This window comes from Paraburkholderia sp. SIMBA_053, from assembly GCF_046534895.1.
Taxonomy (GTDB): domain Bacteria; phylum Pseudomonadota; class Gammaproteobacteria; order Burkholderiales; family Burkholderiaceae; genus Paraburkholderia; species Paraburkholderia caledonica.
The window spans coordinates 25288-51033 of sequence record NZ_JAWRXU010000013.1 but is presented as its reverse complement, the minus strand read 5'-3'; the positions used below and the strand labels follow the sequence as shown (position 1 = coordinate 51033).

The following is a 25746-nucleotide window of genomic DNA, read 5'->3' as shown; positions in this document are numbered from 1 at the left end:
TTGCGGTAATACCGCGGCAGCAATCGCGCAGCGCGGCTAAAACAAAAGGGCAGTCCGTCATGGGCTGCCCTTTTTTGTGTTCCGCGTTCTGCCTCAAGCCCGAATGGACTTTGGCACCGGCAGACTCAACCGCCGTCGTCGTCCTGCTGATCGCTGTCTTCGACGGGTTGTTTCGGCGGCGGCGGGCGCTTGCCGATGGTCACGTCCAGATCCAGCTCGCGGTTCTTGCGCACCAGGTGCACCTTCGCGGCCGTGCCCGGCTTGATCTGCGCGATCACATTCAGCAGGCGGGTCGTGTCGGTGATTTCCTGACCGTTTACGCTCATCAGAATGTCGCCTGGCTTGATACCGGCGCGGTCGGCCGGACCGTTCTTCAATACGCCCGCGACGATCGCGCCCGACTTCTGCTCAAGGCCGAACGACTCGGCAATCTCCGGTGTGACATCTTGCGGTTCGACGCCGATCCAGCCGCGCGTAACCGAACCCGTGGTAATGATGCTTTCCAGCACGCTGCGGGCCGTAGACACCGGAATCGCGAAGCCAATGCCGAGCGAACCGCCGGAGCGCGAATAGATCGCGGTGTTGATGCCGAGCAGATTGCCGTTCACGTCGACCAGTGCGCCGCCCGAGTTGCCGGGATTGATCGCCGCGTCGGTCTGAATGAAGTTTTCGAACGTATTGATGCCGAGATGGTTGCGACCGAGCGCGCTGACAATGCCCATGGTGACCGTCTGCCCGACGCCGAACGGATTACCGATCGCGAGCACGACGTCGCCAACGCGGGTCTGTTCCATGCGACCCAGTGTGATGGTGGGCAGGTTGGTCATGTTGACCTTCAGCACGGCCAGATCCGTTTCAGGATCGATGCCGATCACCTTGGCGTTCGTGGTGCGGCCGTCGGCCAACGCGATTTCGATCTGATCGGCGCCGTCGACCACGTGCTGGTTCGTTAGAATGTAACCTTCCGAACTCACTATCACGCCGGAGCCGAGGTTCGCGGCCGGTTGCTCGCGCTGCTTGCGATTGTTCTTGTCGCCGAAGAAGTAGCGGAACAGCGGGTCTTTCGCGCGCGGATCGGGCGGGAGCGAGCCATCTTTGCTGGAAAAGACATTGACGACCGCAGGCATGGCCTTTTGAGCGGCGTCTGCATAAGACGTAGTTGCGGGCCCGCTACCCATGCCAGGCGCCACTTCCCGCAAGGCGACGATCGGTTCGGCAAGTTGCTTGCCGAATTGCCCTTGACGCTGGAGCCACTGCGGTTTGAGGGTCGCGATGATGAACATCAGCGCCAACAGCACAGTCACCGCTTGGGCAAAGAACAGCCAAAAGCGTCTAAGCATCTGAAGACTAGAGGTTTATATGGATCGGATCGAACTTGAATTGTACTTGAACAATCTCCTTGAAACCGCGCGCTTCAAGGACTATTGCCCCAATGGCCTGCAAGTCGAAGGGCGTCGCAAGATCAACAAGCTCGCAACGGGCGTGACCGCCTCGGTGGCGTTTCTCGAGGCCGCGCTGGACTGGGGCGCGGACGCCGTGCTCGTCCATCACGGCTATTTCTGGCGCAACGAGGCGCCGCAGATCACCGGCCGCAAATACGCGCGCCTGAAACTGCTGCTCGCGAACGACCTGAACATGTTCGCTTATCACTTGCCGCTCGACGACCATCCCGAATTCGGCAACAACGCGCAGATAGGCGCGAAGATGGGCTGGATCAGCGACGCGCGCTTCGGCGAGAACGACCTCGGCTGGCTCGCCACTTTCGCAATGCCGATCACGCTCGCGCACTTCACTGCCGAGATCGAACAGACGCTTGGCCGCACGCCGCTCGTGTTCGGCGACCCGGATCGCAGTCTGCGCCGCGTCGCGTGGTGCACGGGCGCTGCGCAAGGCATGTTCGACGCGGCGATCAACGCCGGCGCCGACGTTTATCTGACCGGCGAGGTGTCGGAGTCGGTCATGCACACGTCGGCGGAAAGCGGCGTCGCGTTTCTCGCGGCCGGGCATCATGCGACAGAGCGCTTCGGGGTGCAGGCGGTGGGCAAGCACTTGTCCGAGCAGTTCGATATCGAACACCTCTTTATCGATATCCCTAATCCGGTTTGATTCGTTTGAATTAGCAAATAGGCATTAGCTAAGCAAAAGGCACGAATAACGGAGGGGACACTTAAAAGGAGGTGCGAAAAAGTTTGCGATCCGTACGGAGAAACCCTTACCTATCAAGGGCTTCGCACGGTTTTTGGCAATCGGCCCTTGTAAATGGCGACTCCATTCGAGCAAACTAGCGGCGGTAGAAGCGACGTGAAGGAAAAATCCAACTCAGAAGTGGGGCGTGTGATGCGAGACAAGGAAGATGAACGCGTCGACGGCAGCCGCCGTACCTGGCTGATAGCGACGACCGTAGCAGGTGGCATAGGAGGCGTTGCCACTGTCGTACCCTTTGTTAGTTCGTTTGCACCATCTGAAAAGGCCAAGGCAGCAGGTGCCCCGGTCGAAGTGGACATCAGCAATCTGAAGCCCGGCGACATGATGACCGTTGCATGGCGCGGCAAGCCGGTGTGGATCATCAACCGCACCGACAAGATGCTTGCCGATGTCCAGAAAGCCGATAACGAAGTAGCCGATCCCCACAGCAAGAACGTCTTTTCGATGCCATTGCCGGAGTACTGCAACAACGAATTCCGTGCACGCACCGACCGTAAGAACATATTTGTCGCCGTTGCCGTGTGCACCCATCTGGGCTGCACGCCGACGCCGCGCTTCATGGAGGGCGCGCAGCCCAATCTTCCTGACGACTGGCCAGGCGGCTTCCTGTGCCCGTGCCACGGTTCGACCTATGACATGGCCGGCCGCGTCTTCAAGAACAAACCTGCGCCGCAGAACCTCGACATCCCGCCTTACATGTTCACGGGAGCCAACGGGCTCGTGATCGGCAAGGACGAGAAAGGAGAAGCGTAATGGCGATCGAACATGAAGTAGAGACGACCGGGCTGGTCGGTTGGATCGACCGGCGCTTCCCCTTAACGTCCACCTGGAAAAAGCACGTCTCCGAATACTACGCACCGAAGAATTTCAACTTCTGGTACTTCTTCGGCTCGCTCGCGCTGCTGGTGCTGGTCAATCAGATCGTCACCGGCATTTTCCTCACCATGAACTACAAGCCCGACGCGACGCTCGCGTTCGCATCGGTCGAGTACATCATGCGCGAAGTGCCGTGGGGCTGGCTGATCCGCTACATGCACTCCACGGGCGCGTCGATGTTCTTCGTCGTCGTGTATTTGCATATGTTCCGCGGCCTCATGTACGGTTCGTACCGCAAGCCGCGCGAACTCGTGTGGATTTTCGGCTGCGCGATCTTCCTGTGCCTGATGGCCGAAGCGTTCTTCGGCTACCTGCTGCCGTGGGGCCAGATGTCGTTCTGGGGCGCGCAGGTCATCGTCAACCTGTTCTCGGCGATTCCGTTCATCGGGCCGGACCTGTCGCTGTGGATTCGCGGCGACTACGTGGTGTCGGACGTCACGCTGAACCGCTTCTTCGCGTTCCACGTGATCGCGATACCGCTGGTGTTGCTCGGGCTCGTCGTCGCGCACCTGGTCGCGCTGCATGAAGTCGGGTCCAACAACCCGGACGGCATCGAGATCAAGGCGAAGAAAGACCCGGACGGCATTCCGCTCGACGGCATCCCCTTCCATCCGTACTACTCGGTGCACGATTTCTTCGGCGTGTCGATCTTCCTGATGATTTTTGCGGCGATTATTTTCTTCGCGCCGGAAATGGGCGGGTACTTCCTGGAAGCCAACAACTTCGTCCCCGCGAATCCGCTGCAAACACCTCAAGAAATCGCGCCGGTGTGGTATTTCACGGCCTTTTACGCGATGCTGCGCGCCACGACCGATCCGTTCAAGATCGTGCTGATGGTCGTGATCGCGTTGCTCGGCCTGCTCGCGCTGGTGCGCGCCCGCGGCAAGTGGAAACTGGGTTTGCCGGTGCTCGCGGTACTCGTGATTCTGGCAATGGCATTCACCGAATCGAAGTTCTGGGGCGTGGTGGTGATGGGCGGCGCGGTGATTTCGCTCTTTTTCCTCCCGTGGCTGGACCGCTCGCCGGTCAAGTCGATTCGGTACCGGCCGTTCTTCCACAAGGTGTTTTACGGGATCTTCGTGCTCGCTTTCCTGACGTTGGGCTTCCTCGGCACTAAACCGCCGTCGCCGGCCGCCACGTTGATTGCGCAGGTGTGCGCGCTGATCTACTTCGCGTTTTTCCTCGGCATGCCGTTCTGGACGAGGCTTGGCACTTTCAAGCAGCCGCCCGAGCGGGTGCGGTTCAAGTCCCACTAATGGCGAGCGAGGAGAACACGAAGATGAAGAAACTGCTTTCGACGTGCGCGCTGATCGGCGCGACACTGCTCGCGGTGCTGAGCGGCCCGGCGTGTGCGGACGAGAATGTTCATCTCGACCGCGCGCCGGATAACGCGGACAATTTCGCTTCTTTGCAGCACGGCGCGCAATTGTTTGTAAACTACTGCCTGAATTGCCACAGCGCGAATCTGGTGCGCTACAACCGGTTGACCGATCTCGGCATTGCACCAGCCGAGATTCAGTCGAACCTGCTGTTTACTACCGACAAGGTCGGCAACACGATGACCGTGGCAATGCGCCCGGACGACGCCAAGGCGTGGTTCGGCGCAAGTCCGCCGGATTTGTCGGTGGAAGCGCGGGCGCGCGGCAAGGACTGGCTCTACACGTATCTGCGCAGCTTTTATCGCGACAATACGCGGCCGACTGGCTGGAATAATCTGGTGTATGAAAACGTGAGCATGCCTCACGTGTTGTGGCAGCTTCAGGGGCAACGTACCGCGAAGTTCGGTGAAGAAGTCGACGAAAAAACGGGCGAAACGGTGCACAAATTTGTGGGCTTCCAGCAGGTCACTCCGGGGACGATGTCGCCGGTAGATTATGATTCTGCTGTGGCCGACCTTGTGTCGTATCTGTCCTGGATGTCCGAGCCGACTCAGAAAACCCGCAAACAGCTTGGCGTGTGGGTGCTGATGTTCCTCGGTATTCTGAGCTTTTTCGCCTGGCGACTGAACGCCGCGTACTGGAAACATATCAAATAATCACGCCGCTACACGGCGTGGGGCCGGCGCCAGGAAAAACCTGTTGAACGGTTTTTCCGCGCGCTGGCCCTTCAGCTTTTTGAGGAAACGTAAATCATGATGGTTCTGTATTCCGGCACAACTTGCCCGTTCTCCCAGCGTTGCCGGCTGGTGTTGTTCGAAAAGGGCATGGACTTCGAGATCCGCGACGTCGACCTGTTTAACAAGCCGGAAGACATCGCCGTGATGAATCCGTATGGTCAGGTGCCGATTCTCGTCGAACGGGACCTGATTCTGTACGAATCGAACATCATCAACGAGTACATCGACGAGCGCTTTCCGCATCCGCAACTGATGCCGGCCGACCCGGTTCAACGCGCGCGTGCCCGTCTGTTCCTGCTGAACTTCGAGAAGGAACTGTTCGTCCACGTCGGCACGCTCGAGAACGAAAAGGGCAAGGCCGCGGAGAAGAATCACGAGAAAGCGCGCCTCGCCATCCGCGACCGCCTGACGCAACTCGCGCCGATCTTCCTGAAGAACAAGTACATGCTCGGCGAAGAGTTCTCAATGCTCGACGTCGCGATCGCGCCGCTCCTGTGGCGTCTCGATCACTACGGCATCGAACTGTCGAAAAATGCGGCACCGCTGATGAAGTACGCCGAGCGCATTTTCAGCCGTCCGGCTTATATCGAGGCGCTGACGCCGTCGGAAAAGGTGATGCGTCGTTGAGTTTGGCTTTGGGTTGCGGGCTGCGCGCGGCGTCTCGCGCGCAGTTCCGCGCCCGGTAAGAGGACTGCTGATGCAAGAGATTTCCACCAAGCCGTATCTGCTGCGAGCGCTGTACGAATGGTGCACGGATAACGGCTACACGCCGCATATCGCAGTGCGCGTCGACAATCAGACGCGTGTGCCGCGGCAATTCGTGCGCGACAACGAGATTGTGTTGAACATCAGCTTCGAGGCTACGAGCCAGCTGCAAATGGGCAACGAGTGGGTCGAATTCAGCGCGCGGTTCTCCGGCAAGTCGCACAAGATCGAAGTGCCGGTGGCCAATATTCTCGCGATATACGCGCGCGAAAACGGGCAGGGCATGGCTTTTCCGGTCGAGTCGACCGGAGGCGAAGCGCAGGATTCGGGCGCCGACGCCGAAACAGTCGAGCCGGCCGCCGCGCCGGTTGCGCCCAGTGCGCCTCGTGCGGTCGAAAGTCCGTCCGCAACTGACCAGACGCCGGAGGGCGACCAGCCCGACGACGACGGTTCAAAAGGTGGCGGTAGGGCTCGCCTCAAGATCGTAAAATGAAGTAGAATCACGGCCTCATGCCGGCTTAGCTCATCAGGTAGAGCGCTTGACTTGTAATCATGAGGTGGCGGGTTCGAGTCCTGCAGCCGGCACCAGTACCCATGCGGGTTCCAGAGATGGGACCCGTTTTTTTTTGTTCTACAAACGGCTGACTGTTCTACAAAGTTCACGTCGTCTCACCTCTGTCGGCAACTGCACCGCCCTCGTAGCGGGTTCGCTACGCGACCGAATCTAACTCGCAGGATACAAACGAGATGCCACTGAAGGACTTAAAGGTAAAGGCCCTGACAAACGAAGCAGCGGTCGAGGCGCGCTTCGTCGAGCCTTTGCTGCACGAGCTCGGATTCGAACACGACGATATCAAACTCAAGACGTCAATCAGCGAGTTCACAGTTGGCAAAGGCCGAGTCGCGGTTCTCTATAAGCCGGACTACATTGTGAGTGTCGGCGGGATGCCCATCGCTGTGATCGACGCGAAAGCGCCTAGCGAGGACATCGCCGACTGGGAGCATCAGTGTTCCTCCTACTGCTTGGAGTTGAACAAGCTGTATGACTACAACCCGGTCATGTATTTTGTCCTCACGAACGGACTTAAGACTTCTTTGTATCAGTGGGATAAAAAAGAAGCGATTTGCACTTTCCTGCTGGATGATCTGATTGCTAATAATGCGTCGTTCACGAAATTTGCAAAAACTTTCGAAAAGAAAAGTCTTGCGAAGCAAAGCAAGGCTGTTCGTGCTGAAATCGAACAATCAGATTTTGTTTTAGAAAAACGATCGCTGGACGAGCTCGTAAATCTTTTCCAAAAAATCCATCAATACATATGGAGTAAGGAAAAGATGAGCCCAAGCGCCGCCTTCGGTGAGCTCATAAAAATAATCTTTGTTAAGATTAGATGCGATAGAACAATCCATGAGACTTACGGCCATGATCCGGTGCCGCAGTACAAAGACGTAAAATTCTCGTCCTACTGGATTTCGACTCAAACTGAAAGTGAAAGCCCGATAAATAATCCGCTCCTGGCGAATTTGATCGAGTCGCTTGAAAAAGATATTCGCGAAGGAAAGAAGAAGCGCTTTTTCGATGACGGCGAACAAATCAACCTGAGTGCCGAAACAATCCAATGGGTTGTCAAGGAACTGGAAAACGTCGACCTCTTTGGAATGGAAGAGGACGTACATGGTCGCATGTTCGAGGCCTTCCTTGACGCTACGGCACGCGGGCGCGAGCTTGGCCAGTTTTTCACGCCGCGAGATATCGTCAATCTGATGGTGCAGTTGGCGGACGTTAACGTCCAAAAAGCGGCCGTAGACAAGGTGCTAGACGCCTGCTGCGGGTCTGGCGGTTTCTTAATCGCTGCGCTCAACGATATGCTGAAAAAAGCCAGCAACTTGGTAGGCTTGAGCACCGCCGAGAAGCGCGCGCTATTGGACCGAATTCAGCGCAAAAGCGTGTACGGAATCGACGCCGGTGCTAGCCCGTCGATTTATCGCATTGCCCGGATGAATATGTATCTCCACGGTGATGGTGGGAGCAACATCTATTGGGCCGATGCACTCGACAAGACGATCGGCCAAGTAGGCCGAAACAGTATTGAGCATTCGCTTGAGCTTGACGAACTGCGCAGAATCTTGCTAAAGGAAGATACCAAGTTCGACGTGATTCTTTCGAATCCCCCGTTCTCGCTCAAATACAGCAGTGACGATCAGTATCAGCAAGAAGTCTTGAACCAGTATGACGTACGCTTGGATCGTCAGGCTGGCAAAGTTATGCGAAGCCTTCTGAGCAGTGTGATGTTCATTGAACGTTACCGCGATCTGGTATCTGATAACGGTCATATATTCGCAGTAATCGATGAGTCGATACTTTCGGGTCAATCGTACCAGTTCGTTCGCGACTATATCCGAGCTAATTTCATTATTATCGGCGTTATATCGCTTCCTGGCGATGCCTTTAGGCGTTCCGCTGCACGCGTCAAGACGTCCATCTTGATTATCAGAAAACGCCATGAAGAGGAAGAGCAGCCTGACATTTTTATGGCAAGCTCGGTATACCTAGGTTTGGATGCGAAAGTGGCTAAGCGAATCGGCTTGTCAGTCTTGGATTTAGAGGCCGAAAAGCGCAAGGAGGCTGCTGAAATCATTAAGCAATTTAATGCATTCAAGAAGGGACGGCACGGCGATTACGTAATCCCTGCCGGCGATATTGACGACCGTTTGGACGTTAAATTCTGTGTGAATAAACGACTGAACGCCGATCGCCACCTTACATGGTCCGCCAAAGGTTTTAAGATTGGAACGCTGGGTTCGGCATTGAAGCTTGTAAAGAACCGAGCAACTTCCGTCGAAGAAGGGGAAAGCTATCAGTTTTTGCGAGTCAGCTACGACGGGGAAGTAAGCGAAGGCGATGTGATTGCTGGCGAAGAATGCTCTTATCGTACGTTGTACGAGACGAAGCCGTGGGACATACTTTGCTCGAACATGGGCATCGGCCGTGGCGCAATTGCGATTGTGCCTCCGTATCATGCCGGTAAATACGTCTCCAACGAATACACCATACTTAGAACTTCATCCCACGAAGAAGCTATCTATTATGTAAATTTGATAAGAACAAAAGAGATACTGGCCGATATCCTTTCGGCAAACACGGGGATGAACCGAGGGCGAATTCAGTGGGACGTCATTTCGGAAATCGAAGTGCCCTTATATGACGTCAAGTTGGCGAACACTGAGCGCCTAGTCGGAGAATCGGAGGCTTATTGGAAGACGTATCAGCAGCTCACCAAGAGCCGTGATTCTCACTATGCCGAGCTAAACCGCTCGCTGGGCATTGATGACAACGCGGCGCTGCGTCGCTGGCTCGCGTATAAGCCACCCGAGTAAGAACGTCTGTTGTCAATGTAAGGTTTCGGTAATTGTGCCTTACCTTACATCGACCGCTCTGCGAAGTTCGGAAATTATTTTGTGGGGGTTACCTTTGCCCCTCTCTTGCGGACGTAGTGTTCCGTCATCGCTACGCTCCCATGTCCCAGTAACGCTTGTGCTTCACGAATGCTGCTGAGTGACTCTTTGTCGGTGCCTGCCTTCGCTCGGAGATCCCGAAACTGAAAAGCGTCTTTTGCGATGCCAGCGGCCTCACGGGCATGATTGAAGCGAAATCGGAGCCCGGAACGCCCGAGCGGCCTTCCCTCTTCATCGACGATTAGACGAGTCGCCCTCACCTTGAGCTGGGCTTTACGGGCAGCTATTCGAGCAAGGAGCGTTGCAAGTTCTCCGACAATTTCGATGCGCAGCTGAGCCCCTGTCTTGTTCTGCCTGATCTCGACGACTCCATCGCGGATGTGACGCTCGTCCATCTTCAGCACATCGGATGGTCTTTGGCCGGTCAAATACGCGAGATCCATCGCCTCGCGTAGCGGTACGTCTGCTTTATCCCAAAGGGCTCGATAGAGGCGATCATCGATGTAAACATCCCGCCCTGTTTCTCGGTGTTTGCGAATTCCTGCGCAAGGGTTTGGACGATCAGTCGCTCCCCACTCCCTCGCCTTATTGAAAATGTGCGAGAAAAGGGCGATTTCGCGATTGGCCGCTACCGGCACGGACTTCCGCCAATCCAGGTATTTCCTAATATGGATCGGCTTGATTTCATCCAAGGGCGCAGGGGGATTGTCAAAGAACTGATACAAGCGTTCTATCTGGATGATGTTGCTTTGTTGCGTCGCCGGAGCCTTGCTCGGGAGAATTTCCACTAGATAACGTTGAGCCACATGGCGAAACGTGATCGTCGCGAGTGTGCTGCGATTGCCTTGCTCAAGGTCGGCATACTGACGAAGAGCCTCAACGAAATCACCACCGAGCGCTTTCCATATGCGAGGTTTGCCGCCCGTGTCATAGTAGTAGTAGACGTTCCCACGCGTCGTGCGTTTTAGCCGCATCCTCGGCGGCAGATGCAAGTTCTTGGTCGGCTTCCTACCCATAGTCCTAAGCTCCCACGACAAGAGGACTCCAGCCGGACCTGGCCTGATCAACCTTACGCCCTTCAACAGCAGCGCGCGTAACGATAGGGCGCCCACAAGCGTTAACAAAAAAAGGAAGGCCCATGCGACGCAAGGCCTCGACCTGTTTTGATTTCAACTTCCGTCCGGTGAGGACTACTAATTCGTTAGTCGAAAGAAAAGTCTCACTCATTGTCAAATCTCGCGGGTTGATAGCCAAAAACAGCCAAGGTCTTGATTCCAATACGTCTGGCATCGATCGAGAGACGAGCCGACTTTAATCGCTGCGTGGAAAGCTGTTGTCAGGGCTTCTGCCGGATCATCCGACAGCAGGTGCGCAATGGAGTGCAGTTCCGGGACTGAAATTCCACGGCTGGTCCAATATCGCTTCTCGTTAAGCGAATGTTCAGCGAAGTCCTTGGTTATGTACTTGCCGATGTACGACGCCAGCTTGTGGCGAAGTCCCTTTTCTCTGAACGGATTCCGTACATCGATATTTCCGTTGTCCTGTCCAACAATCCCACGCCAGATCGAACGGAGCACCCGGTAGTTTTGGCGACCCTTGACTGCAATGTGCAAGTGCCATGCACCGCGTTTCTGACGTTCAGCGACTGCAACATAATGAAAGTCTTGAACCTTTCCGAGTCGCCGCCGCAACGCGTCGAAATCCTTCTTCAGCCTAGCCTTGTCAACCATGTTTTCTCGATAGGTCAACGTGATCATCCGGTCAGCACCAATCGCCTTGCATCGCAGTCGCACTTGCTGCTTCGCACGCTTCGCTGCATCCATTAGATTCTGCTCGGCGTTTTCCGATTCACCGCGCTTAGCACGGGGCATCAAACTCAACCCTTGCGCCCGCATATATCGATCGAATCGTGTAGCTGTCACTTCGACCTGACCATCGCCGAAATTCCGACCACGAACTATCCATTCCCGGCGGAAGGCCGAGAAATTTCCTATACTGTCATCGTGCATTGCAAATAGTCCTTGTAATGCTGTTGTACGAGCCTCGAACCGTTGCCGCGGTCGAGGCTTTTTTATTGGCCTGCGATACAAGACATACGACTGCAACTCTCACCGTCTGCGACCAGCGCCTCGATTCCTGAGCCGCTTCACCCGGACCGAAAACGTCACCGGGCCTAAAGTCACCACAGGCTTACCGCGCCGGCTAACGATGAACCTGCGCCCGATCTTCACCTGCGTCATCAATTTGTCGAAGTTGCTTTTAGCCGCTGCTGCGGTGATTAACTTTGGTCGCCACCGGTTGCTGCGTCTTTTGAGCAACTTTGACCTCAACCTATCGGTCATTTGCTACCCTCGTACGTTAAGTGTCCCTGATATAAATCTAGGCGCGCTGCGCGCGCCGGGCTGTTCGCGCTACGCTGCGACCTACCCGGCGCGCACCGCAACGCATCCTGCTTTACACACTTCATCTCATCCGCGCCGCTACACCGCATTGTTTCGGCATGGGTTGCGCCGTCCTACGGTCGACTCAACCCATGCGCGAGCGTAGGTCGGTGTAGCCGGCGTCAAGGCCAAGCCCTTCGGGTCGCTCGCGCGAGCCTCGACCACAGCGCAACCGCTTACGTCTTCGGCGGACTAACTCGTTCGACCTGCAGCACCAAAAGAACCTCGGTGCGCCCGTGCGACGAACTGTGACCGTCAAGGAACTTCGGCAACCACCCGAGGCTGTTTGTCGTTTTGCTGTCGGTGTCCTGTTGCAAGCCGCCCAGCACGATCACCTCACCGTCTTTTACGCTCACGGTCGTTTGCATCTGCCGCGTATTTTTTGTGGGCGAGTTGTTCACGCCCGTCGTTGTCGTAACAAAGCTCGACATCTGCTCTTGCAGCTGCACCTGTATCGAATCGGCCATCACGGTCGGCTGCACATCGAAGATCAGGCCCGCATCCTGATACTGAACCGACTGGACCGGCGTCCCGCTCACGCCCTGATAGCTAATGCTGCCTAGCGTCGGCACCTGCGACCCAACATTAAGCCGCACACTGGAACCCGAAAGCACCCGCGCATGTGGATCGCTGACCTGCTTGAAACGCGTGTCAGCATTCAATGCCGAAATTGCGAAATTCAGGTAATTACTCGAAAACCGCAGCGCTGTTGCGTCTTGATCCGTCGGCCCATTCGACGCCGACACTTGGCCACCGATACCGTTGAGCACCTTGGCCGCAATCGAGAAGGCCGAATTCTGATCGTTCGACGTATTGACCTCATACACCCATCCGCGCACCACGACCTCACCAGCGGCCCGGTCCAGCTCGGGCAACAGCTGCTTCACGTCCCGAATCTCCGAGGGACTCCCGCTAAACACCAGATCGTCAGCCACCGACACGCCCGAACGCGGAGGCAACGGCGTAGGCATCGCAGCCGAGACGCCAGAAGCGCCCGCAGGAGCCGCAATCAGATCCGTCGGCACCAATCCCGCGGACGGCATCGACGAAGCGGTCATACGCCCCGAAAACAGTGGCTGCACCACCTGGGCAAGATAGTCCGCCGTGCGATAGCGCGGGTGATACACATACGTTTCATGTTCGGCTTTCTTCTGTTCTTCCGGCAGAGCCTTCGACACGAAGTCCACACCGTCCCGAGTCACGACCCTGAAACCCTGCGAATCGAGGAACACCTTCACAAACGCGTGCAGGTCGCCCGCGTTGCCGTCGTACTGGAACGACACGAGCCGCGTATCCTGCAATACCTCCGAACTGATCACGTGCGGCACGTGCATCGCATCGCCATACAGCAGGTCAACCAGCTGGCCGACGTTCACGAACCGCAGATCGAACGCTCCACCTTTCACGCGCGGCAACGGACGCAACGGCACAGACGGCGCCGCGTCTGAAACCGCCGACACAGACACGCCCAACGCGCCCGACGGCAAAGGCAACGTCGGTATCGGCGGCGCCGACTCGGACGCGAACACCGACCACGACAACAACAACCCGCACATGGCCCAAATCACCCGGTTCACTTGTGCCCCCCGATCGCCTTATCGTCCCCAGCAGCCACCGCTGCACCCGTCCACGCGGCCACTCGCTCGCCATCTACCATGCCCGTCACACCTAGCGTCTCGCCCTTGAAGTCGTCAGCTGACTCACGCCGAAAATGCCCCCGCGTATTGGACAGCAGCACATAACCGCGACCATCAATCGCGTACTGACCCGCAACGCGCCACCGCTCCGACGGCTTACCCTGTGGCGCATCTGCCCCACCGGATGAACCGGGAGCCCCCACAACCACGCCAGCGGGCTTCGTCCCATCGTGCGCACCGAAACCACCGGAGACGCTCTTGAAGCCCTTCCAAGCCAGCACAGCCGCCACGATCACCGCGATCGGCAGGATAAAAAGCGCCTTCGGAACCACCGCCTTGGGCTTGGTGTGCAGCTCCGCACTTGTGTACAGTTCAAACACCTTCTTCGGATACGACCACACGTGCTTGACCGCATCGCGCAACCCGCTATTCGGGTTATGCGCGTGATCCCACTCGTAAAGCATCGCGCGACGCCCACCAAACAATCGCCGCACGTGCACATGCCGGCCGACCAAATCGCGAATCGTCTTGTTCATCCGGTTTGGATGCTGCGTAACAACCACAATGTCCACGCCGAAATGCCGATGCACGTGCAACTTCTCAATGTCCTCGGTTGCCTTCACTGACGCAGACACAGGCGGCCAAATCCGCTGCACCTCGTCAATCACGATCACGTCATTCGGCTGACAGTGCTTGTGCCACTCGCGCACCATGTCGTCATCCCACAGCACGTGATCGATCGCCAGATCACGAATGCCATTGGCAACGATCCTCCGCCCAGCCTTGATCTCTTTCAGCAGAGACCAGACGGCCCACAGCGTCTTACCACTTCCCGGCACTCCCGTAATAAGCGTGATAGCCATTGCGCCGTCCTACTTGATAAAAAACTTCTTCATGCTCGATGCACCGGCCATCGCGACGCGAGCACTGATTGCCCCACCGATATAGCCGAAACCCTGGAAAATGCCACCCATCGCCAACAGGCTCGCAAGATCGGCAGGCAAGCCGCCGACCGATGATTGCAACCACGACATCGCTTGATTCACTGCGAGATCGATCCCGCCGACCGTAAGCACGCCCACGCCCAAGGCAATAAGCGCATTGACGATAAGCGGCTGCACCAGCGACAGTAGCCATGTCGCCCACGTCATCGCGCATACCTCGCCAGAACAGCATCAGCGGCACCGTTCGTCTGCTCGACCTGATCCATCATCGAACTCACCGCGTGCGCGAAAAATGACATGACAACCATCGCCGCACACACCACAAATATCTTCATGTAGTCACCCCCATAGCCACGATGAAAGCCGCTGCCAGCGCACACAACGCAAGAACAAGCGGTCTGAGCGTCTGTACCAACGCGCAAAGCGGATCAAACGACAACGAATATTCCTGACCCAGCACCATCACCGCCTTCGGCGCAGGACATACCCCATCGAGCGCCCCAACACTCCACGGCGACATAGACACGTTCGTTGAACTGGTCGGAATAGGCGGTGCAGACGGAGCCGCCCCCAGAGGCGCACACGCCGACGCATTCGGCTCGATCACACAAGGATCAGTCGTGTTCGGTGGCGTCGCGCCGGCCGTACTACTAGACGGATTGGTCACCCCTGTTCCCGGTTGATAAGGCGTGCCCGGAATCGGATTCACATCGATCGGAACAGACGTCGAACCGGCAGGACGCGGCGCACTATCGAGCACGTCGTTCCACGTGGGCGACACCGGAGACGTAGCGATATCGGCTTGTGAAACCGGGTTGGTCGCGTCATACGGATACCCGTCATAACCTGGCTGGGCCGCGGCGTTCTTCCAGAGCTGATCGGCCAGCGCCGCCGTCGCCTGCTGCGGAAATGGTTGATTCATCATGTCGGCAGTCGGCTGCAACGAGGTCAGCGTGCCGGTCGTCTGCCCAGGCGAAGCGTAGTTCTGGTTGTTGCCCGGCCAGACGTCAACCTCCCTGCCCGTCACGGTCGGATCGCATGTCGCACACGGCGTCCATGTCTCCAGAACCTTATACGCGCAAGCCCCAAGCGACGACTCCTGACATCCCGAGTACATAGGCGTCACTGACACCTGCAAATTGGTCACAACCGTGCCATCGAACGCTGCATATGCCGCAGCCATCTGATTCGCACAATCCAGCCCCGAGACACAACCAATCACCGTCGGCGTGGGCGTACCCGGAGCACCCTGCGTCCAAAACGGTACGTTGCTCGGCAGCGCCGGATAATTGCCACACGTGTTCGTCAATTGCGGGTTGCACATTGGGGATGTGTATTTCGTCCAACTGCCGGAAGCCACCGGCGGCGGAAGCGGAGTCGCGTTCGGGTTCTGCAACGACAGCTGCGCCGACGACCCCGTTCCAGACTGCGAAAACTGGTATGCGCCCCAAGCCACGGCACCTACAGCCGCGAGTGCGCCGACCCCAATCAACGCCGACAACCACACGGGAGCGCCGAACACCGACGCCACCAGACTCGCACCGGTCGCCGCGTAATTCGCATCATTCGCAGCCTTGCCCACGAAGGCCATTGTGTCGGCAAAAACAGCATCATTCGCCGCGACAGTAATGCCGCGACGTGCAAGATTCGCCATGATGCCTGCGCCAATCGCCCGATTGACTGCCCCCGTAAAAAATGGCGTTGTCCACGTAAAGGGGAGCGCCTGCGCATTCACCGCCTGCTGCGACAGCATCCCCACAAGCGCAAACATCAAAACGAACTTTTTCCACATGGCGTTAACCGAAAATGATGTAACCGGCAACCAAGCAGGTCGAGACGATGATCCCGATTACCTCGTAGTACCAAGTCATTGCTAGATCTCCCCCGTAGAGTTCACGAAGTCACGCAGTGCACGTACGCACCACGCAATCGCCAGAACGCCAAGCACCGCACCGCCAATCTGCAAACCAACCACTTCACCGCCTTGCATCGGCTGATCGCCACTCAACGTTGAAACCTGCAAATACAGCGCGTTGCCGCTCGAATCCGTGCCGCAGCTCACTTCCTGTCCGTTCACTTGCGCATAGGTGACACCGTCCACACCGTCCGGACCACAGACAATCGCCGACACCGCCATAAATGGCCCCCACCGAAAAAAAAGGCGTCCGGTTGCCCAGACGCCTTCAATCGCTGCCACCTCGCCGGTCAACGACCGAGGAAGCCCTTCACGACGCGATAACCCCATGCGACAACGACGATGCCCAACACCGCGCCGCCGATCGACACGATCGACGACGAAACAGCCGAAATCGACGAAACGGTGCTCGTCACATCCACACCGCTCGTGCCGGACGTTTGCGCGAACGCACCAGCCGACGCAGCGACGCCAGCAACGACAACAGCCAACTTCTTCTTCAGGTTCTTCATGTTGCTTCCCTCGTAGGTCTATCTAATGGCCCGTTGATTAGGATCCGTCCGACCGGGCCAACGTCGAACGAATCAACTTCGTTGGAGGGTTTCGTCGAAATATCACGGACGTGACGTACGAAATCCCCTTGCAGATTAGGTAGATCGCCAGCATCACATTGAGTAGTGCTAATTGCGACGCCACGGGATCTACCGCGTATGAGGAAAGGCGGTCCATCGCTACATGCCTTGTTGGAAATTAACCAGCGTTTGCACCAGCAATGGGTTTCGCCTTCGGTTGACCGAACGGAGCAAGCGACACGATGCGAGGTACCAGCTTGCCGGAGTCGACTCCATTTCCCTGCGCAAGTGCAAACTCGGCCAGATATTCCCCCGGTTGTCGGTCGGCAAGCGCCTCCGGCAGATTGATCACCCCGACAACAATGTTCGAACCGGCTTCTGCGGTCTGTTGTTCCAGGATGCACTGCGCTTCGCGAATGGTGTACGGCCGGCCAGTTTTCTGACTCGTGCCGCTGCGGGTATTGACTGAAAGGATTGTCAGCTTCTGTTTGGAAGTCATTTGTTACCTTTGGTAGTCGAGAAGAAGAGCACTGGCGCTCAAAAAAGTGGCAAAATGTCTTTTTAACTTCTGAGCGTAAAATTATTACGCTTGTGAGTAAGATAATGACAGATAGCCCGCGTGTCAAGCGAAAAACTGAAAGCCCGGCCGAATACGATGTGGAAGCACGAATGCTTGTGCTGATGCAGTGGTTCACCAAGGGCAAAAACGACTGGAAGCAGCTTGAAGAGGCGACCGGCATTAAATCTGTCAAATGGCGGCACTTCCAGGCTGGCGTGATTCGCGCATCGATTGACATGTTCGAATCACTTTGCAAGCGATTTCCTGAACATGCGTTCTGGCTGTCAACAGGCCTTGCCGACTATGAAGCGGGTCACACGGCTCCCCAAGTCAACGTCGCCTTCCCTGGAAGCTTCGGAACGTTCTTCCCGTCCGAGACGTCGTACTCGTCGGAATACTTTCGCATTTGCCTTTCCGCGCTCGATACTGTTGCGAAAGCACTTCCAGCCTATTTCACAAAGGGACGTGCGGACGGCTCGCCAATATCGAAGGCAGAGTTCGTCTACCAGTTTCACGACCACATTAGATGCAGCTTAGGCCTCACAGCGTCCGAGGTTACGACTGCCTTAGGTCCAGCCCGACAACAGGAGCTTGCCGAACGCGTATTCAGTGCCCGGAAATACCATATCGAAGCAATGCTCGAGCGGCTGCGCGAAATCGGCTACGTGGACAAGCTGATCGACGAGCAGCGCGAACGAGAGCGCGAGATCATGGAGGAAATCGCGAAGGAAGAAAGCGAAAAGAGAAGGCGAGACGCGAAGTAGAGCACCTACTGTTTGTGTAGCACCCCTCGTCCGCTCGGCAAACAGCGGAGGCCGCGTTTGGGAGTTTGCTCCACAAACGCCGAAAACGGCGGCAGTGGCGGCGCCCGTTGTCGAACATGCGCGAAATCAATCCAGAAGAGACTGGAGCCAATGATGAACACACCCGGCCAACGACCTTGGCAACTTATGATGACTGGCCGCTCGTTTGACGGTATATCTGATCGGCTGATGGCGGACTTCGAAGCAATTCTTGAGCTGTGCCCTAACGTCCCCTTTCTGGAAGTGACAACGACGAACGGGACGATAACGATAGGCCGCGACTACCCGAGTGACCGCATCCAACGAGTCGATGACGTATTGGAGCGTATCTTTCGTGACAATCCCTGCGTCAGACATGTCCGCTTTCCGGGACAAGTTGCGTTGGCTCCAGGCGAAGCGACGGCTGACAAGCCTAGGTACGCGCCCGAGAGGACATCTAGCCTCGACGTACGGTAGTGGCGTTCCGCAAACGAAACTGACACCCCGTCGCCCAGGCAAAGACTGATGTCAGCAGCGAGTAATTGCGGAGCAGGCACGCGGACTTCTAGTCCGCCGAACAAACCGCTGCGCATTCTACAAAGATCGCGGTCGCCACGCGACATCAACCGTTTCCCGGACTTTTTTGAGCAACCTTAGTAGAATGCTTTTTCGCCTAACCCGTTGATTTATCGCGTAACCGGCAAAGCCTTGTAATCATGAGGTGGCGGGTTCGAGTCCTGCAGCCGGCACCAGTAGTACGAAACGGGGTTTCTGTTCAGTCAGAAACCCCGTTTTTTATTTGGCGCTCATTGGGCATCTGGTCGGCCGCTAGGAGGCCCACACGCGACCCATCGCCGTTTTTCGCCGATCGGTGAGCGTCTTTTGATGCTCAAAATCGCCATATCTCTTTCACCTTGTCGATCGTGGACAAAATCGTCTACATTCGTGACGAATCACGCGGCGAATACGATGCCGTGAGGCGAGGCGGCAGGGGTTACTATTCGGGTCGGGCCGGCACTGCTGTGCGCTTCATGCACGCCGCCCGCGCACCCCGGCGCTTAGCGCCGTCCAACCAGGCCACGTTTTACCGCGTCGCTCCCGCAACACGACCCACCTCATCATGACCAGCCCTGCAAGCATCACCTGGCCCGAAGCCGACGGCCCCCGCACCGCGCGTTGGCGCTCCGAAGCGGCGGTGCCGCCGCCCAAACGCGTAATCGTCGCCGACGACCGGACCACCGCCGACTCCGCCTACCGGCTTGCGTGCGAAGGCACGGCGCTTCTGTGGAACGGGGATTTCCAGAACGCGCGGCAACTGTTGCAGGCGGTGACGCGACGTCTGGAACGCAAGCCGCGCAAGCAGGGCGCAACGCCGCTCGAGGCGTTCAACCTGCACCGGCAGACGCAGTCACAACGCGCGCGCACGCTCGGCATGATTCTGATACCGCTTGACGCGTCATATGGGATTCCGCTGCGCCGCGCGCCCGATGTGCAGCAGGCGTGCATCGAAACCTATGGACCGCCGACCGATGAGGCGTCAGTCGTGTCGTTGCGCGAACTGCTCGGACTGATCGGCGCGCACGAGTGGCGCAAAAAGGGCGTCGAGATTCCCGCGCTCGGCGATCGGATTCATCCTTATTACGGCGTGTTTTCGCCGGTGCGAGGTGAATACGTGGATCTCGTTGCGCGGACTGCGTTGCCTTCGTTGAACAAGGCGTTCGATATCGGCACCGGCACGGGCGTGCTGTCGGCGTTGCTGGCAAAGCGCGGCGTGAAGAAGATCCTCGCCACGGACCAGGACCCACGCGCGCTTGCTTGCGCGCGGGAGAACATTGCGCGCCTCGGCTACGAACAGCAGGTCGAGGTCGTTCAAGCCGACCTGTTCCCTGAAGGACGCGCGCCGCTGGTTGTTTGCAACCCACCGTGGGTGCCGGCGCGGCCTGCATCGCCGATCGAATACGCGGTCTACGATCCGGAAAGCCGAATGCTGCTGGGCTTTCTCAACGGCCTGGCCGAGCATTTGTCGCCGGGCGGCGAAGGCTGGCTCATTTTGTCCGACTTCGCGGAGCATCTGGGTTTGCGCACGCGCGAGTGGTTGCTTGCCGCGATCGACGAGGCCGGCTTAACTGTGATCGGGCGCGAGGATATTCGTCCGAGGCATCCCAAATCGACCGACGAGACGGACCCGTTGCATGCAGCGCGGGTCGCCGAAGTTACGTCGCTGTGGCGGCTGAAGGCGCGTTCCTGAAGCGAGTTTGGGTTCTGACGCGGCGCCCACTTTACTGCGACGCGCCGCGCGCCCCTACGAACGCCGCGGCACCGCGGCCAGCGACGAGACCGCTCGCAAAGCATGCAGTCAGCAGATAGCCGCCTGTCGGCGCTTCCCAATCCAACATTTCGCCGGCGCAGAAAACACCGGGCAAGTGCTGGATCATCAGATGATGGTCCAGCGCCTCGAACGGAATGCCCCCGGCGCTGCTGATCGCTTCTGCAATCGGCCGGGCGCGCAGAAGTTTCACCGGGAGCGCCTTGATAGCGTGCGCGAGACGTGGGGCATCCGCGAACACGTCTTTCGGCAGTATCTCGTGCAGTAACGCCAGTTTGACACCGCTAATCCCAACTCTTCCCTGCAGATGGCTCGATATCGATCGCGAGCCGCGCGGTCTCGTGACTTCTGCTATCACGCGCTCCAAAGGCAAGCCGGGCGCCAGATCCAGGGTGATGGTGAGTTCGCCGTCAGCGCGAATTCGCTCGCGAATCGCGGCGGAGAGCGCATAGATCAGGCTTCCTTCGAGGCCCGTTTCGGTCAAAAGTATTTCACCTTGTCGATTGTGGACTTTTCCGTCTACATCGGTGAGTGAAATGGCGATGGACTTCACCGGCTGACCGGCGAAACGCTCGCGCAGGTAAGGGCTCCAGTCCGCGTCGAAGCCGCAGTTCGCTGGTTGCAGTGGACGCACGGGCACGTCGCGGGAGGTGAGCAACGGAACCCAGGCGGCATCCGATCCGAGGCGAGGCCAACTTGCGCCACCGAGTGCCAACACGACGGCGTCGTAGGTCACGGCCTGCTCGCCGTCGGGCGTGGCGAACACAAGGGTATGCGCGGAGCGCGCCGTCGCGGACGCGTCGGCGTCGGTCTCGTCCCCGATCTGCCAGCCGATCCATTTTTGCCGCATGTGGAAGCGCACGCCCGCATCCCTCAATCGATGCAGCCAGGCGCGCAGCATGGGCGCCGCTTTCATGTCGGTCGGAAAGACGCGTCCCGAACTGCCGACGAACGTCTCGACCCCAAGCTCTCGCAGCCAGGCGCGCAACGCGTCGGGTCCGAACGTCTGCAGCAGCGGCGCAATCCATTCGCGGCGCGTGCCGTAGCGATCGAGAAACGGCTCGAGCGGCTCCGAATGCGTGATGTTCATGCCGCCTTTGCCGGCCATCAGGAATTTGCGGCCCACCGAAGGCATCGCGTCATGGACGTCGACCTGTACGCCTTGCAGGGAAAGCGCCTCGGCGGCCATCAGGCCAGCGGGTCCGCCGCCGATGACGGCGACGTGGGCGGAATCGAACGAAGATGACATGCGGGCCTGCAGATGAGCAAAAGAGGCGGCGCGCCGGCAGCACTAATGCGTGGACGGCGCGAAGGGTGTGAAAAACGACTACCGCGGCAGTGTGAGGCGCTGGAACGCTTGCGATCCCGGACGCTCAGCAGAGCGTCGAGCACAATGAAGGCGCGAGAGCGCGGAGAAACGTGTCCGATGCGGCGGAACGCGCCGCATGCGCCCAAACGCCCAAACGCCCAAACGCCCAAACGCCCAAACGCCCAAACGCCCAAACGCCCAAACGCCCAAACGCCCAACGTCCGCAGCACGAACAAAAGCGCTCAACCCTCAACACCCCACGAAGCCCGCTATTTTCACACCGCATCCGGCGCGGAGCAAACGCACCTGTCGCCAACCGGGCGTCAGAACGCTACATTCAGGCGCGCTTGGTCCCACGGCTTGTCCGCTCCACGACTTTGTTATTCAGCATCGCAAACTATAATTTTTGGACACCTTCCATCGGGCGCGTTCGTATCATTCCCCGCGTCATTCCCGCGTCAGTACAAGCGACCGCGCTGTCCGGGCGCCGCGTGCCGTGGCATCGGGAGCGGTGCGCTTCGGTTTGAGCCTTGTGCCAGCGTGGATGGTCATACATATCGATCAAGGAGACTGCCATGACCCGCAAATACATCGACTGCCGCGAGTTCCCGAGCGAAACGAACTGCACGGTCGCCCTGTCGGCCGATAACGAGGACGAGCTGCTCAACGCAGCCGTGCAACATGCCGTCAGCGTGCACAAACACGACGACTCGCCCGAACTGCGCCAGCAATTGAAGTCGCTCTTCCACGAAGGCACGCCGCCGGTGGAAGCGCCGCGCGCATGAATCGAGTGTTCTGGAAGAAGGAGCCACCGCGGTGACTCGCAGGGGAGGCGAGCGGCAAATGGCCGTTCGCGCGAGTCGCCGTGTGGGTTCGATATGTCCGCGATTCCTCGCCGGACCTCAGCTCGGATAAGCCTCGTCTACCTTGAGGCCCGCAAGCTTGAAGATGACCCGCAACGTTTGCGGTTTGATATCGCGCCGTGAAGCCAGCGTCGTCATCACGAAGTCGAGCACTTTCGCGTATTTGAGCAATGTCAAACACGTTTCCATGTCGACGCTCCCGTCCCGCATGACTTCTGCAAGACGAAGCATTTCGGTGGAGATGTCGCGGGCCATCTCGAGTTCAAGCTGCTGCTTTTCCGACCAGGCGGGCATGGCGGTGAGCTTCGCCATCATTTCCTGGAACTTCTGTTCGACGTTTCCGTTGGGTACCGTATCCATTGCTGCCTCTTCTATTATCCGGGCGCACGTTCAGTTGAGATCGCGGCGCGCTGCCGGTGACGTAACGTTCGGCCCATGTCACTGGGCCGCCCTCCCCACTTGCATAAGATCGTGTGTCCGTTACCACGACCGACAGCTTATTGTTATAGGCACCACGGCTTACGTTCTTGGGACTCGGGCGGCGCGAATCGGTTTCTGCGCCGTGCGTAAATGTCCCGCGTCGTGCCTTTGTTAGCAGGAAGTGTTCCAAGATTGCTGCACTTCCTGCAGGTTTTTCGCGGCTCTTCGGTGAGCGGGCCGCGGTTTGGGTAAACTGGCAGCAACTTCTTCCTTTTTCCGTCACCTGACGCACGTTCGCGTCGCAATTGACGCCGGTCCCCCACGATGTCCAGCAAAACCCACGAAATCCGACCGAACCAGTCCATCGAATTGCTCAAGGAGCTTCACATCCTGACGCGCGACGGCAAGATGAACCAGGACAGCCGCCGCAAGCTCAAGCAGGTCTACCATCTGTTCCAGTTCATCGAGCCGCTCCTCAAGGATCTGAAGGACCAGCAGGGGGCAATCGCCCTTGTCGATCACGGCGCGGGCAAGTCATATCTAGGTTTTATCCTGTATGACCTGTTCTTCAAGGAATTTCAGGATGCCGCAGGTGGGGCGTCGCACATTTACGGCATCGAAACGCGCCAGGAGCTCGTTGCGCGGTCGGAGGAGCTGGCGGCGCGCCTCGGCTTCAAGGGTATGTCGTTCGTGAATTTATCGGTAGCGGAATCTATTACGTCCGACCGTTTGCCGTCGCGCATCGATATCGTTACGGCACTGCATGCCTGCAATACCGCAACGGACGACGCGATTCGCTTCGCCCTCGAAAAGAACGCAAAATATATCGTGGTCGTGCCGTGCTGCCAGGCTGAGGTGGCGGGCGTTTTACGTCAAAACAAGAGTAAATCGCTCGCCAATGCGTTGACGGAAATCTGGCGGCATCCATTACATACGCGGGAATTCGGCAGCCAGATTACGAATGTGCTGCGCTGTCTTCAGTTGGAAGCGCACGGTTATCAGGTCAGCGTAACCGAACTGGTCGGATGGGAACATTCGATGAAAAACGAGCTGATCATCGCCCAATTCAAGGACCTGCCGCGGCGGCGCCCGGCGGAGCGGCTCAACGAGGTCATGCAAACGCTCGGTATCGAGGAATTGAAAGAGCGATTTTTCGTTCCTGCTTGAATCACGTTTTCATTAATTTATTCCAGCCGACGAGCCCGATTCGTCGAAGCGTTTCCTGATTGCGTTCATAAATAGCTTCCGGATCGGGAAATACCTCAACCGCGCGTTCAATACTCTCTTCTCTTAGTAGATGAAAAATCGGATAGGGCGCGCGGTTGGTGTAATTCTCGATATCGTCGGGCTCGGTGCCTTCAAACTGATAAGACGGGTGAAAGCTGGCAATCTGGATAATGCCAGTCAGGCGAAGCTGCTTCAGCATTCGTTCTGCGAAAAACAGTGCGTCGTTATATTGCAGAAAATCTTCTAGCGCCTGAGGCACGATCAACAGCGTGGTATCCACCGCGGCGGGGTCGCTGGCGGCGAGACCGTTGAGTTCAGTTTCGAGGTCGGCTAGCACACCTTCCAGATCGGTCGCGGCGCTAACCGCGTAGCGGATTTGTCCCTTCACATGAACGGCCTTTGCGAACGGACACAGATTGAGCCCGATTACGGCTTCCGTCAGCCAGTGACGGGTGGCGGCAACGACAGCGTCGTGCGATTCGGAGGACAACGTCATGGCGGGCTGCGAAAAGGGGAAAGACGGCAAAGAACCATTTTAACGGCGCGTGCGCCAAGCAAGCGCGCGACTGCCTCAGGCAACGCTGCGGAATGAAGCGGCGAAAAAACGGCACAACGAAACGGCACAACGAAGCCCCGAAACAGCCGAAGCCGGGCCAGACCAAGCTAAACACCAGCCGAACCAACCTGCGGCCGACTAACGCCCCGTTTTCCCGCCACACGCCGCGGCGATAAGCTGCGCGGCGGCTTTCGGCGCGGCGAGCACCGGACTCGATCCAGCACGGTAGGTCTGACTTGCCGCATACACGCCCTCGATCAGCAAAGCCAGGGAACTGGCGAGCATCTCCGGATCGTCGGCGCCGGCGGCGGTTGCTAACTCCGTCAGGCGTGCCAGCAACCGCTCCTTGTTCCGGAACACGAATTGCCGTGCAGGATGCACGGTATCGGGGAACTCCACCGCGACGTTCACGAACGGACAGCCGCGATAGCCTTCCGCCGACGCCCGCGCGGCGAGATCGTCGAAATATTGCTGCAGCTGCTTCGCGGGCTCTCCGGAGTGTTTCGCGAAGCTCGTCTCGACATAGCCGAAGAACTGAGCGTCTTTGCGTTCCAGATAAGCCATCACCAGATCGTCTTTCGACGAGAACTGGCGGTACAGACTCATCTTGTTCACGCCGGCGCGCTCGACGACCGCATCGACGCCGACCGAGCGCACGCCTTCACGGTAAAACAGTTCATCCGCCGCGCGTAGCAGATGCTGTTGCGCCTCCGGCCCAGTTGTGTGGCCACCGCGTGCTCGCCGCGAGCGGGACGAAGCCGGATTTCCCGCTGTAGAGCCTCGCTTGGAGCTTTCGCTGTCAGACATGGGTGCTCCCGAATTCAATTGACGCCTTGACAT

At 58.0% G+C, this 25746-nt stretch carries 26 protein-coding genes and 1 tRNA gene; 12 read left to right on the top strand and 15 right to left on the bottom strand.

The genetic code is table 11. From position 1 onward, the window contains the following. Positions 1-125: 125 nt before the first annotated feature. Positions 126-1340: a Do family serine endopeptidase gene (locus SB753_RS27985; protein ID WP_020070657.1), complete on the bottom strand. Its 1215-nt coding sequence runs from the start codon at positions 1338-1340 to the stop codon at positions 126-128. Between the two features lie 19 nt (positions 1341-1359). On the opposite strand from SB753_RS27985, the gene SB753_RS27980 reads away from it, so the two are divergent. The 8 genes from SB753_RS27980 to SB753_RS27945 all read left to right on the top strand — a co-directional run bounded on the left by SB753_RS27980 (position 1360) and on the right by SB753_RS27945 (position 9277). Next, positions 1360-2106, top strand: coding sequence for a Nif3-like dinuclear metal center hexameric protein (locus SB753_RS27980; protein ID WP_088176497.1), 747 nt, complete (start codon positions 1360-1362; stop codon positions 2104-2106). A gap of 231 nt (positions 2107-2337) precedes the next feature. Next, positions 2338-2958: a ubiquinol-cytochrome c reductase iron-sulfur subunit gene (petA, locus tag SB753_RS27975; RefSeq protein WP_020070659.1), complete on the top strand. Its 621-nt coding sequence runs from the start codon at positions 2338-2340 to the stop codon at positions 2956-2958. Beyond that, the gene (locus SB753_RS27970; RefSeq protein WP_020070660.1) at positions 2958-4337 is read left to right on the top strand and encodes a cytochrome b; all 1380 of its coding nucleotides are present in this window, start codon (positions 2958-2960) and stop codon (positions 4335-4337) included. Before petA ends, SB753_RS27970 begins: the two co-directional genes overlap by 1 nt. Positions 4338-4360: 23 nt before the next feature. After that, positions 4361-5116, top strand: a complete 756-nt coding sequence (locus SB753_RS27965) for a cytochrome c1 (protein WP_288829162.1) — start codon at positions 4361-4363, stop codon at positions 5114-5116. Positions 5117-5212: 96 nt separating this feature from the next. Then, on the top strand, positions 5213-5824 hold the full coding sequence (locus SB753_RS27960) for a glutathione S-transferase N-terminal domain-containing protein (protein WP_006052302.1): 612 nt from the start codon (positions 5213-5215) through the stop codon (positions 5822-5824). A gap of 70 nt (positions 5825-5894) precedes the next feature. After that, entirely contained in the window at positions 5895-6395 is a 501-nt protein-coding gene (locus SB753_RS27955) for a ClpXP protease specificity-enhancing factor (protein WP_410802965.1), read from the top strand. A gap of 19 nt (positions 6396-6414) precedes the next feature. Continuing rightward, positions 6415-6490 (top strand) — tRNA-Thr (locus SB753_RS27950). Positions 6491-6649: 159 nt separating this feature from the next. Beyond that, the gene (locus SB753_RS27945) at positions 6650-9277 is read left to right on the top strand and encodes an N-6 DNA methylase (protein ID WP_410802963.1); all 2628 of its coding nucleotides are present in this window, start codon (positions 6650-6652) and stop codon (positions 9275-9277) included. A 74-nt stretch (positions 9278-9351) separates the two neighbouring features. Here the strand turns inward: SB753_RS27945 and SB753_RS27940 are convergent, their stop codons facing one another. From SB753_RS27940 to SB753_RS27895, 10 genes are all read right to left on the bottom strand, one after another. Further along, on the bottom strand, positions 9352-10371 hold the full coding sequence (locus tag SB753_RS27940) for a tyrosine-type recombinase/integrase (RefSeq protein WP_410802961.1): 1020 nt from the start codon (positions 10369-10371) through the stop codon (positions 9352-9354). 4 nt (positions 10372-10375) lie between these two features. Then, positions 10376-10582 (bottom strand): DUF4224 domain-containing protein, encoded by a 207-nt coding sequence (locus SB753_RS27935; protein ID WP_410802959.1) that lies wholly within the window; start codon positions 10580-10582, stop codon positions 10376-10378. 2 nt (positions 10583-10584) lie between these two features. Continuing rightward, positions 10585-11364 (bottom strand): hypothetical protein, encoded by a 780-nt coding sequence (locus SB753_RS27930; protein ID WP_408193412.1) that lies wholly within the window; start codon positions 11362-11364, stop codon positions 10585-10587. 608 nt (positions 11365-11972) lie between these two features. Beyond that, positions 11973-13373: a type II secretion system protein GspD gene (locus SB753_RS27925; RefSeq protein ID WP_410802957.1), complete on the bottom strand. Its 1401-nt coding sequence runs from the start codon at positions 13371-13373 to the stop codon at positions 11973-11975. After that, positions 13370-14296, bottom strand: coding sequence for a zonular occludens toxin domain-containing protein (locus SB753_RS27920; protein ID WP_408193415.1), 927 nt, complete (start codon positions 14294-14296; stop codon positions 13370-13372). Before SB753_RS27920 ends, SB753_RS27925 begins: the two co-directional genes overlap by 4 nt. Positions 14297-14305: 9 nt before the next feature. Continuing rightward, entirely contained in the window at positions 14306-14584 is a 279-nt protein-coding gene (locus tag SB753_RS27915; protein WP_410802955.1) for a DUF2523 domain-containing protein, read from the bottom strand. A 124-nt stretch (positions 14585-14708) separates the two neighbouring features. Beyond that, complete coding sequence (locus SB753_RS27910) at positions 14709-16031, bottom strand: virulence factor TspB C-terminal domain-related protein (protein WP_410802953.1); 1323 nt, start codon at positions 16029-16031, stop codon at positions 14709-14711. 219 nt (positions 16032-16250) lie between these two features. After that, the gene (locus SB753_RS27905) at positions 16251-16586 is read right to left on the bottom strand and encodes a hypothetical protein (RefSeq protein WP_408193421.1); all 336 of its coding nucleotides are present in this window, start codon (positions 16584-16586) and stop codon (positions 16251-16253) included. After that, positions 16583-16804: a major capsid protein gene (locus SB753_RS27900; RefSeq protein WP_408193423.1), complete on the bottom strand. Its 222-nt coding sequence runs from the start codon at positions 16802-16804 to the stop codon at positions 16583-16585. Before SB753_RS27900 ends, SB753_RS27905 begins: the two co-directional genes overlap by 4 nt. Positions 16805-17042: 238 nt before the next feature. Beyond that, entirely contained in the window at positions 17043-17363 is a 321-nt protein-coding gene (locus tag SB753_RS27895; RefSeq protein ID WP_408193425.1) for a cellulose synthase, read from the bottom strand. Between SB753_RS27895 and SB753_RS27890 the strand changes: the two genes are divergently transcribed. Together SB753_RS27890 and SB753_RS27885 are read left to right on the top strand one after the other, a co-directional pair. Further along, the gene (locus SB753_RS27890) at positions 17339-18187 is read left to right on the top strand and encodes a hypothetical protein (protein WP_410802950.1); all 849 of its coding nucleotides are present in this window, start codon (positions 17339-17341) and stop codon (positions 18185-18187) included. The genes SB753_RS27895 and SB753_RS27890 overlap by 25 nt on opposite strands. 1138 nt (positions 18188-19325) lie before the next feature. After that, positions 19326-20453 (top strand): methyltransferase, encoded by a 1128-nt coding sequence (locus tag SB753_RS27885; RefSeq protein ID WP_410802948.1) that lies wholly within the window; start codon positions 19326-19328, stop codon positions 20451-20453. Between the two features lie 31 nt (positions 20454-20484). Here SB753_RS27885 and SB753_RS27880 read toward each other — a convergent pair whose 3' ends face one another. Further along, positions 20485-21780 carry a TIGR03862 family flavoprotein gene (locus SB753_RS27880; protein WP_410802946.1) on the bottom strand — a complete coding sequence of 432 codons (1296 nt, stop codon included), beginning with the start codon at positions 21778-21780 and terminating at the stop codon, positions 20485-20487. A gap of 635 nt (positions 21781-22415) precedes the next feature. On the opposite strand from SB753_RS27880, the gene SB753_RS27875 reads away from it, so the two are divergent. Then, the gene (locus SB753_RS27875; protein ID WP_020070665.1) at positions 22416-22625 is read left to right on the top strand and encodes a DUF1059 domain-containing protein; all 210 of its coding nucleotides are present in this window, start codon (positions 22416-22418) and stop codon (positions 22623-22625) included. Between the two features lie 117 nt (positions 22626-22742). On the opposite strand, the gene SB753_RS27870 is transcribed toward SB753_RS27875, so the two are convergent. After that, positions 22743-23063 (bottom strand): hypothetical protein, encoded by a 321-nt coding sequence (locus SB753_RS27870; RefSeq protein ID WP_013589753.1) that lies wholly within the window; start codon positions 23061-23063, stop codon positions 22743-22745. A 384-nt stretch (positions 23064-23447) separates the two neighbouring features. On the opposite strand from SB753_RS27870, the gene SB753_RS27865 reads away from it, so the two are divergent. Next, on the top strand, positions 23448-24290 hold the full coding sequence (locus SB753_RS27865) for a class I SAM-dependent methyltransferase (RefSeq protein WP_410802944.1): 843 nt from the start codon (positions 23448-23450) through the stop codon (positions 24288-24290). A 1-nt stretch (position 24291) separates the two neighbouring features. Here the strand turns inward: SB753_RS27865 and SB753_RS27860 are convergent, their stop codons facing one another. Beyond that, positions 24292-24846, bottom strand: coding sequence for a DUF1415 domain-containing protein (locus SB753_RS27860; RefSeq protein ID WP_410802942.1), 555 nt, complete (start codon positions 24844-24846; stop codon positions 24292-24294). Positions 24847-25044: 198 nt separating this feature from the next. Then, positions 25045-25713 carry a TetR/AcrR family transcriptional regulator gene (locus SB753_RS27855; protein WP_410802940.1) on the bottom strand — a complete coding sequence of 223 codons (669 nt, stop codon included), beginning with the start codon at positions 25711-25713 and terminating at the stop codon, positions 25045-25047. Between the last annotated feature and the right edge of the window lie 33 nt (positions 25714-25746).

What these genes read in the sequence shown, in the direction of transcription:
- SB753_RS27985 (WP_020070657.1), bottom strand. Translation starts at nt 1,340, where the DNA reads ATGCTTAGACGCTTTTGGCTGTTCTTTGCCCAAGCGGTGACTGTGCTG.
- SB753_RS27980 (WP_088176497.1), top strand. Translation starts at nt 1,360, where the DNA reads ATGGATCGGATCGAACTTGAATTGTACTTGAACAATCTCCTTGAAACC.
- petA (WP_020070659.1), top strand. Translation starts at nt 2,338, where the DNA reads ATGCGAGACAAGGAAGATGAACGCGTCGACGGCAGCCGCCGTACCTGG.
- SB753_RS27970 (WP_020070660.1), top strand. Translation starts at nt 2,958, where the DNA reads ATGGCGATCGAACATGAAGTAGAGACGACCGGGCTGGTCGGTTGGATC.
- SB753_RS27965 (WP_288829162.1), top strand. Translation starts at nt 4,361, where the DNA reads ATGAAGAAACTGCTTTCGACGTGCGCGCTGATCGGCGCGACACTGCTC.
- SB753_RS27960 (WP_006052302.1), top strand. Translation starts at nt 5,213, where the DNA reads ATGATGGTTCTGTATTCCGGCACAACTTGCCCGTTCTCCCAGCGTTGC.
- SB753_RS27955 (WP_410802965.1), top strand. Translation starts at nt 5,895, where the DNA reads ATGCAAGAGATTTCCACCAAGCCGTATCTGCTGCGAGCGCTGTACGAA.
- SB753_RS27945 (WP_410802963.1), top strand. Translation starts at nt 6,650, where the DNA reads ATGCCACTGAAGGACTTAAAGGTAAAGGCCCTGACAAACGAAGCAGCG.
- SB753_RS27940 (WP_410802961.1), bottom strand. Translation starts at nt 10,371, where the DNA reads ATGGGTAGGAAGCCGACCAAGAACTTGCATCTGCCGCCGAGGATGCGG.
- SB753_RS27935 (WP_410802959.1), bottom strand. Translation starts at nt 10,582, where the DNA reads ATGAGTGAGACTTTTCTTTCGACTAACGAATTAGTAGTCCTCACCGGA.
- SB753_RS27930 (WP_408193412.1), bottom strand. Translation starts at nt 11,364, where the DNA reads ATGCACGATGACAGTATAGGAAATTTCTCGGCCTTCCGCCGGGAATGG.
- SB753_RS27920 (WP_408193415.1), bottom strand. Translation starts at nt 14,296, where the DNA reads ATGGCTATCACGCTTATTACGGGAGTGCCGGGAAGTGGTAAGACGCTG.
- SB753_RS27915 (WP_410802955.1), bottom strand. Translation starts at nt 14,584, where the DNA reads ATGACGTGGGCGACATGGCTACTGTCGCTGGTGCAGCCGCTTATCGTC.
- SB753_RS27910 (WP_410802953.1), bottom strand. Translation starts at nt 16,031, where the DNA reads ATGGCGAATCTTGCACGTCGCGGCATTACTGTCGCGGCGAATGATGCT.
- SB753_RS27900 (WP_408193423.1), bottom strand. Translation starts at nt 16,804, where the DNA reads ATGAAGAACCTGAAGAAGAAGTTGGCTGTTGTCGTTGCTGGCGTCGCT.
- SB753_RS27895 (WP_408193425.1), bottom strand. Translation starts at nt 17,363, where the DNA reads ATGACTTCCAAACAGAAGCTGACAATCCTTTCAGTCAATACCCGCAGC.
- SB753_RS27885 (WP_410802948.1), top strand. Translation starts at nt 19,326, where the DNA reads ATGACCAGCCCTGCAAGCATCACCTGGCCCGAAGCCGACGGCCCCCGC.
- SB753_RS27880 (WP_410802946.1), bottom strand. Translation starts at nt 21,780, where the DNA reads ATGTCATCTTCGTTCGATTCCGCCCACGTCGCCGTCATCGGCGGCGGA.
- SB753_RS27875 (WP_020070665.1), top strand. Translation starts at nt 22,416, where the DNA reads ATGACCCGCAAATACATCGACTGCCGCGAGTTCCCGAGCGAAACGAAC.
- SB753_RS27870 (WP_013589753.1), bottom strand. Translation starts at nt 23,063, where the DNA reads ATGGATACGGTACCCAACGGAAACGTCGAACAGAAGTTCCAGGAAATG.
- SB753_RS27865 (WP_410802944.1), top strand. Translation starts at nt 23,448, where the DNA reads ATGTCCAGCAAAACCCACGAAATCCGACCGAACCAGTCCATCGAATTG.
- SB753_RS27860 (WP_410802942.1), bottom strand. Translation starts at nt 24,846, where the DNA reads ATGACGTTGTCCTCCGAATCGCACGACGCTGTCGTTGCCGCCACCCGT.
- SB753_RS27855 (WP_410802940.1), bottom strand. Translation starts at nt 25,713, where the DNA reads ATGTCTGACAGCGAAAGCTCCAAGCGAGGCTCTACAGCGGGAAATCCG.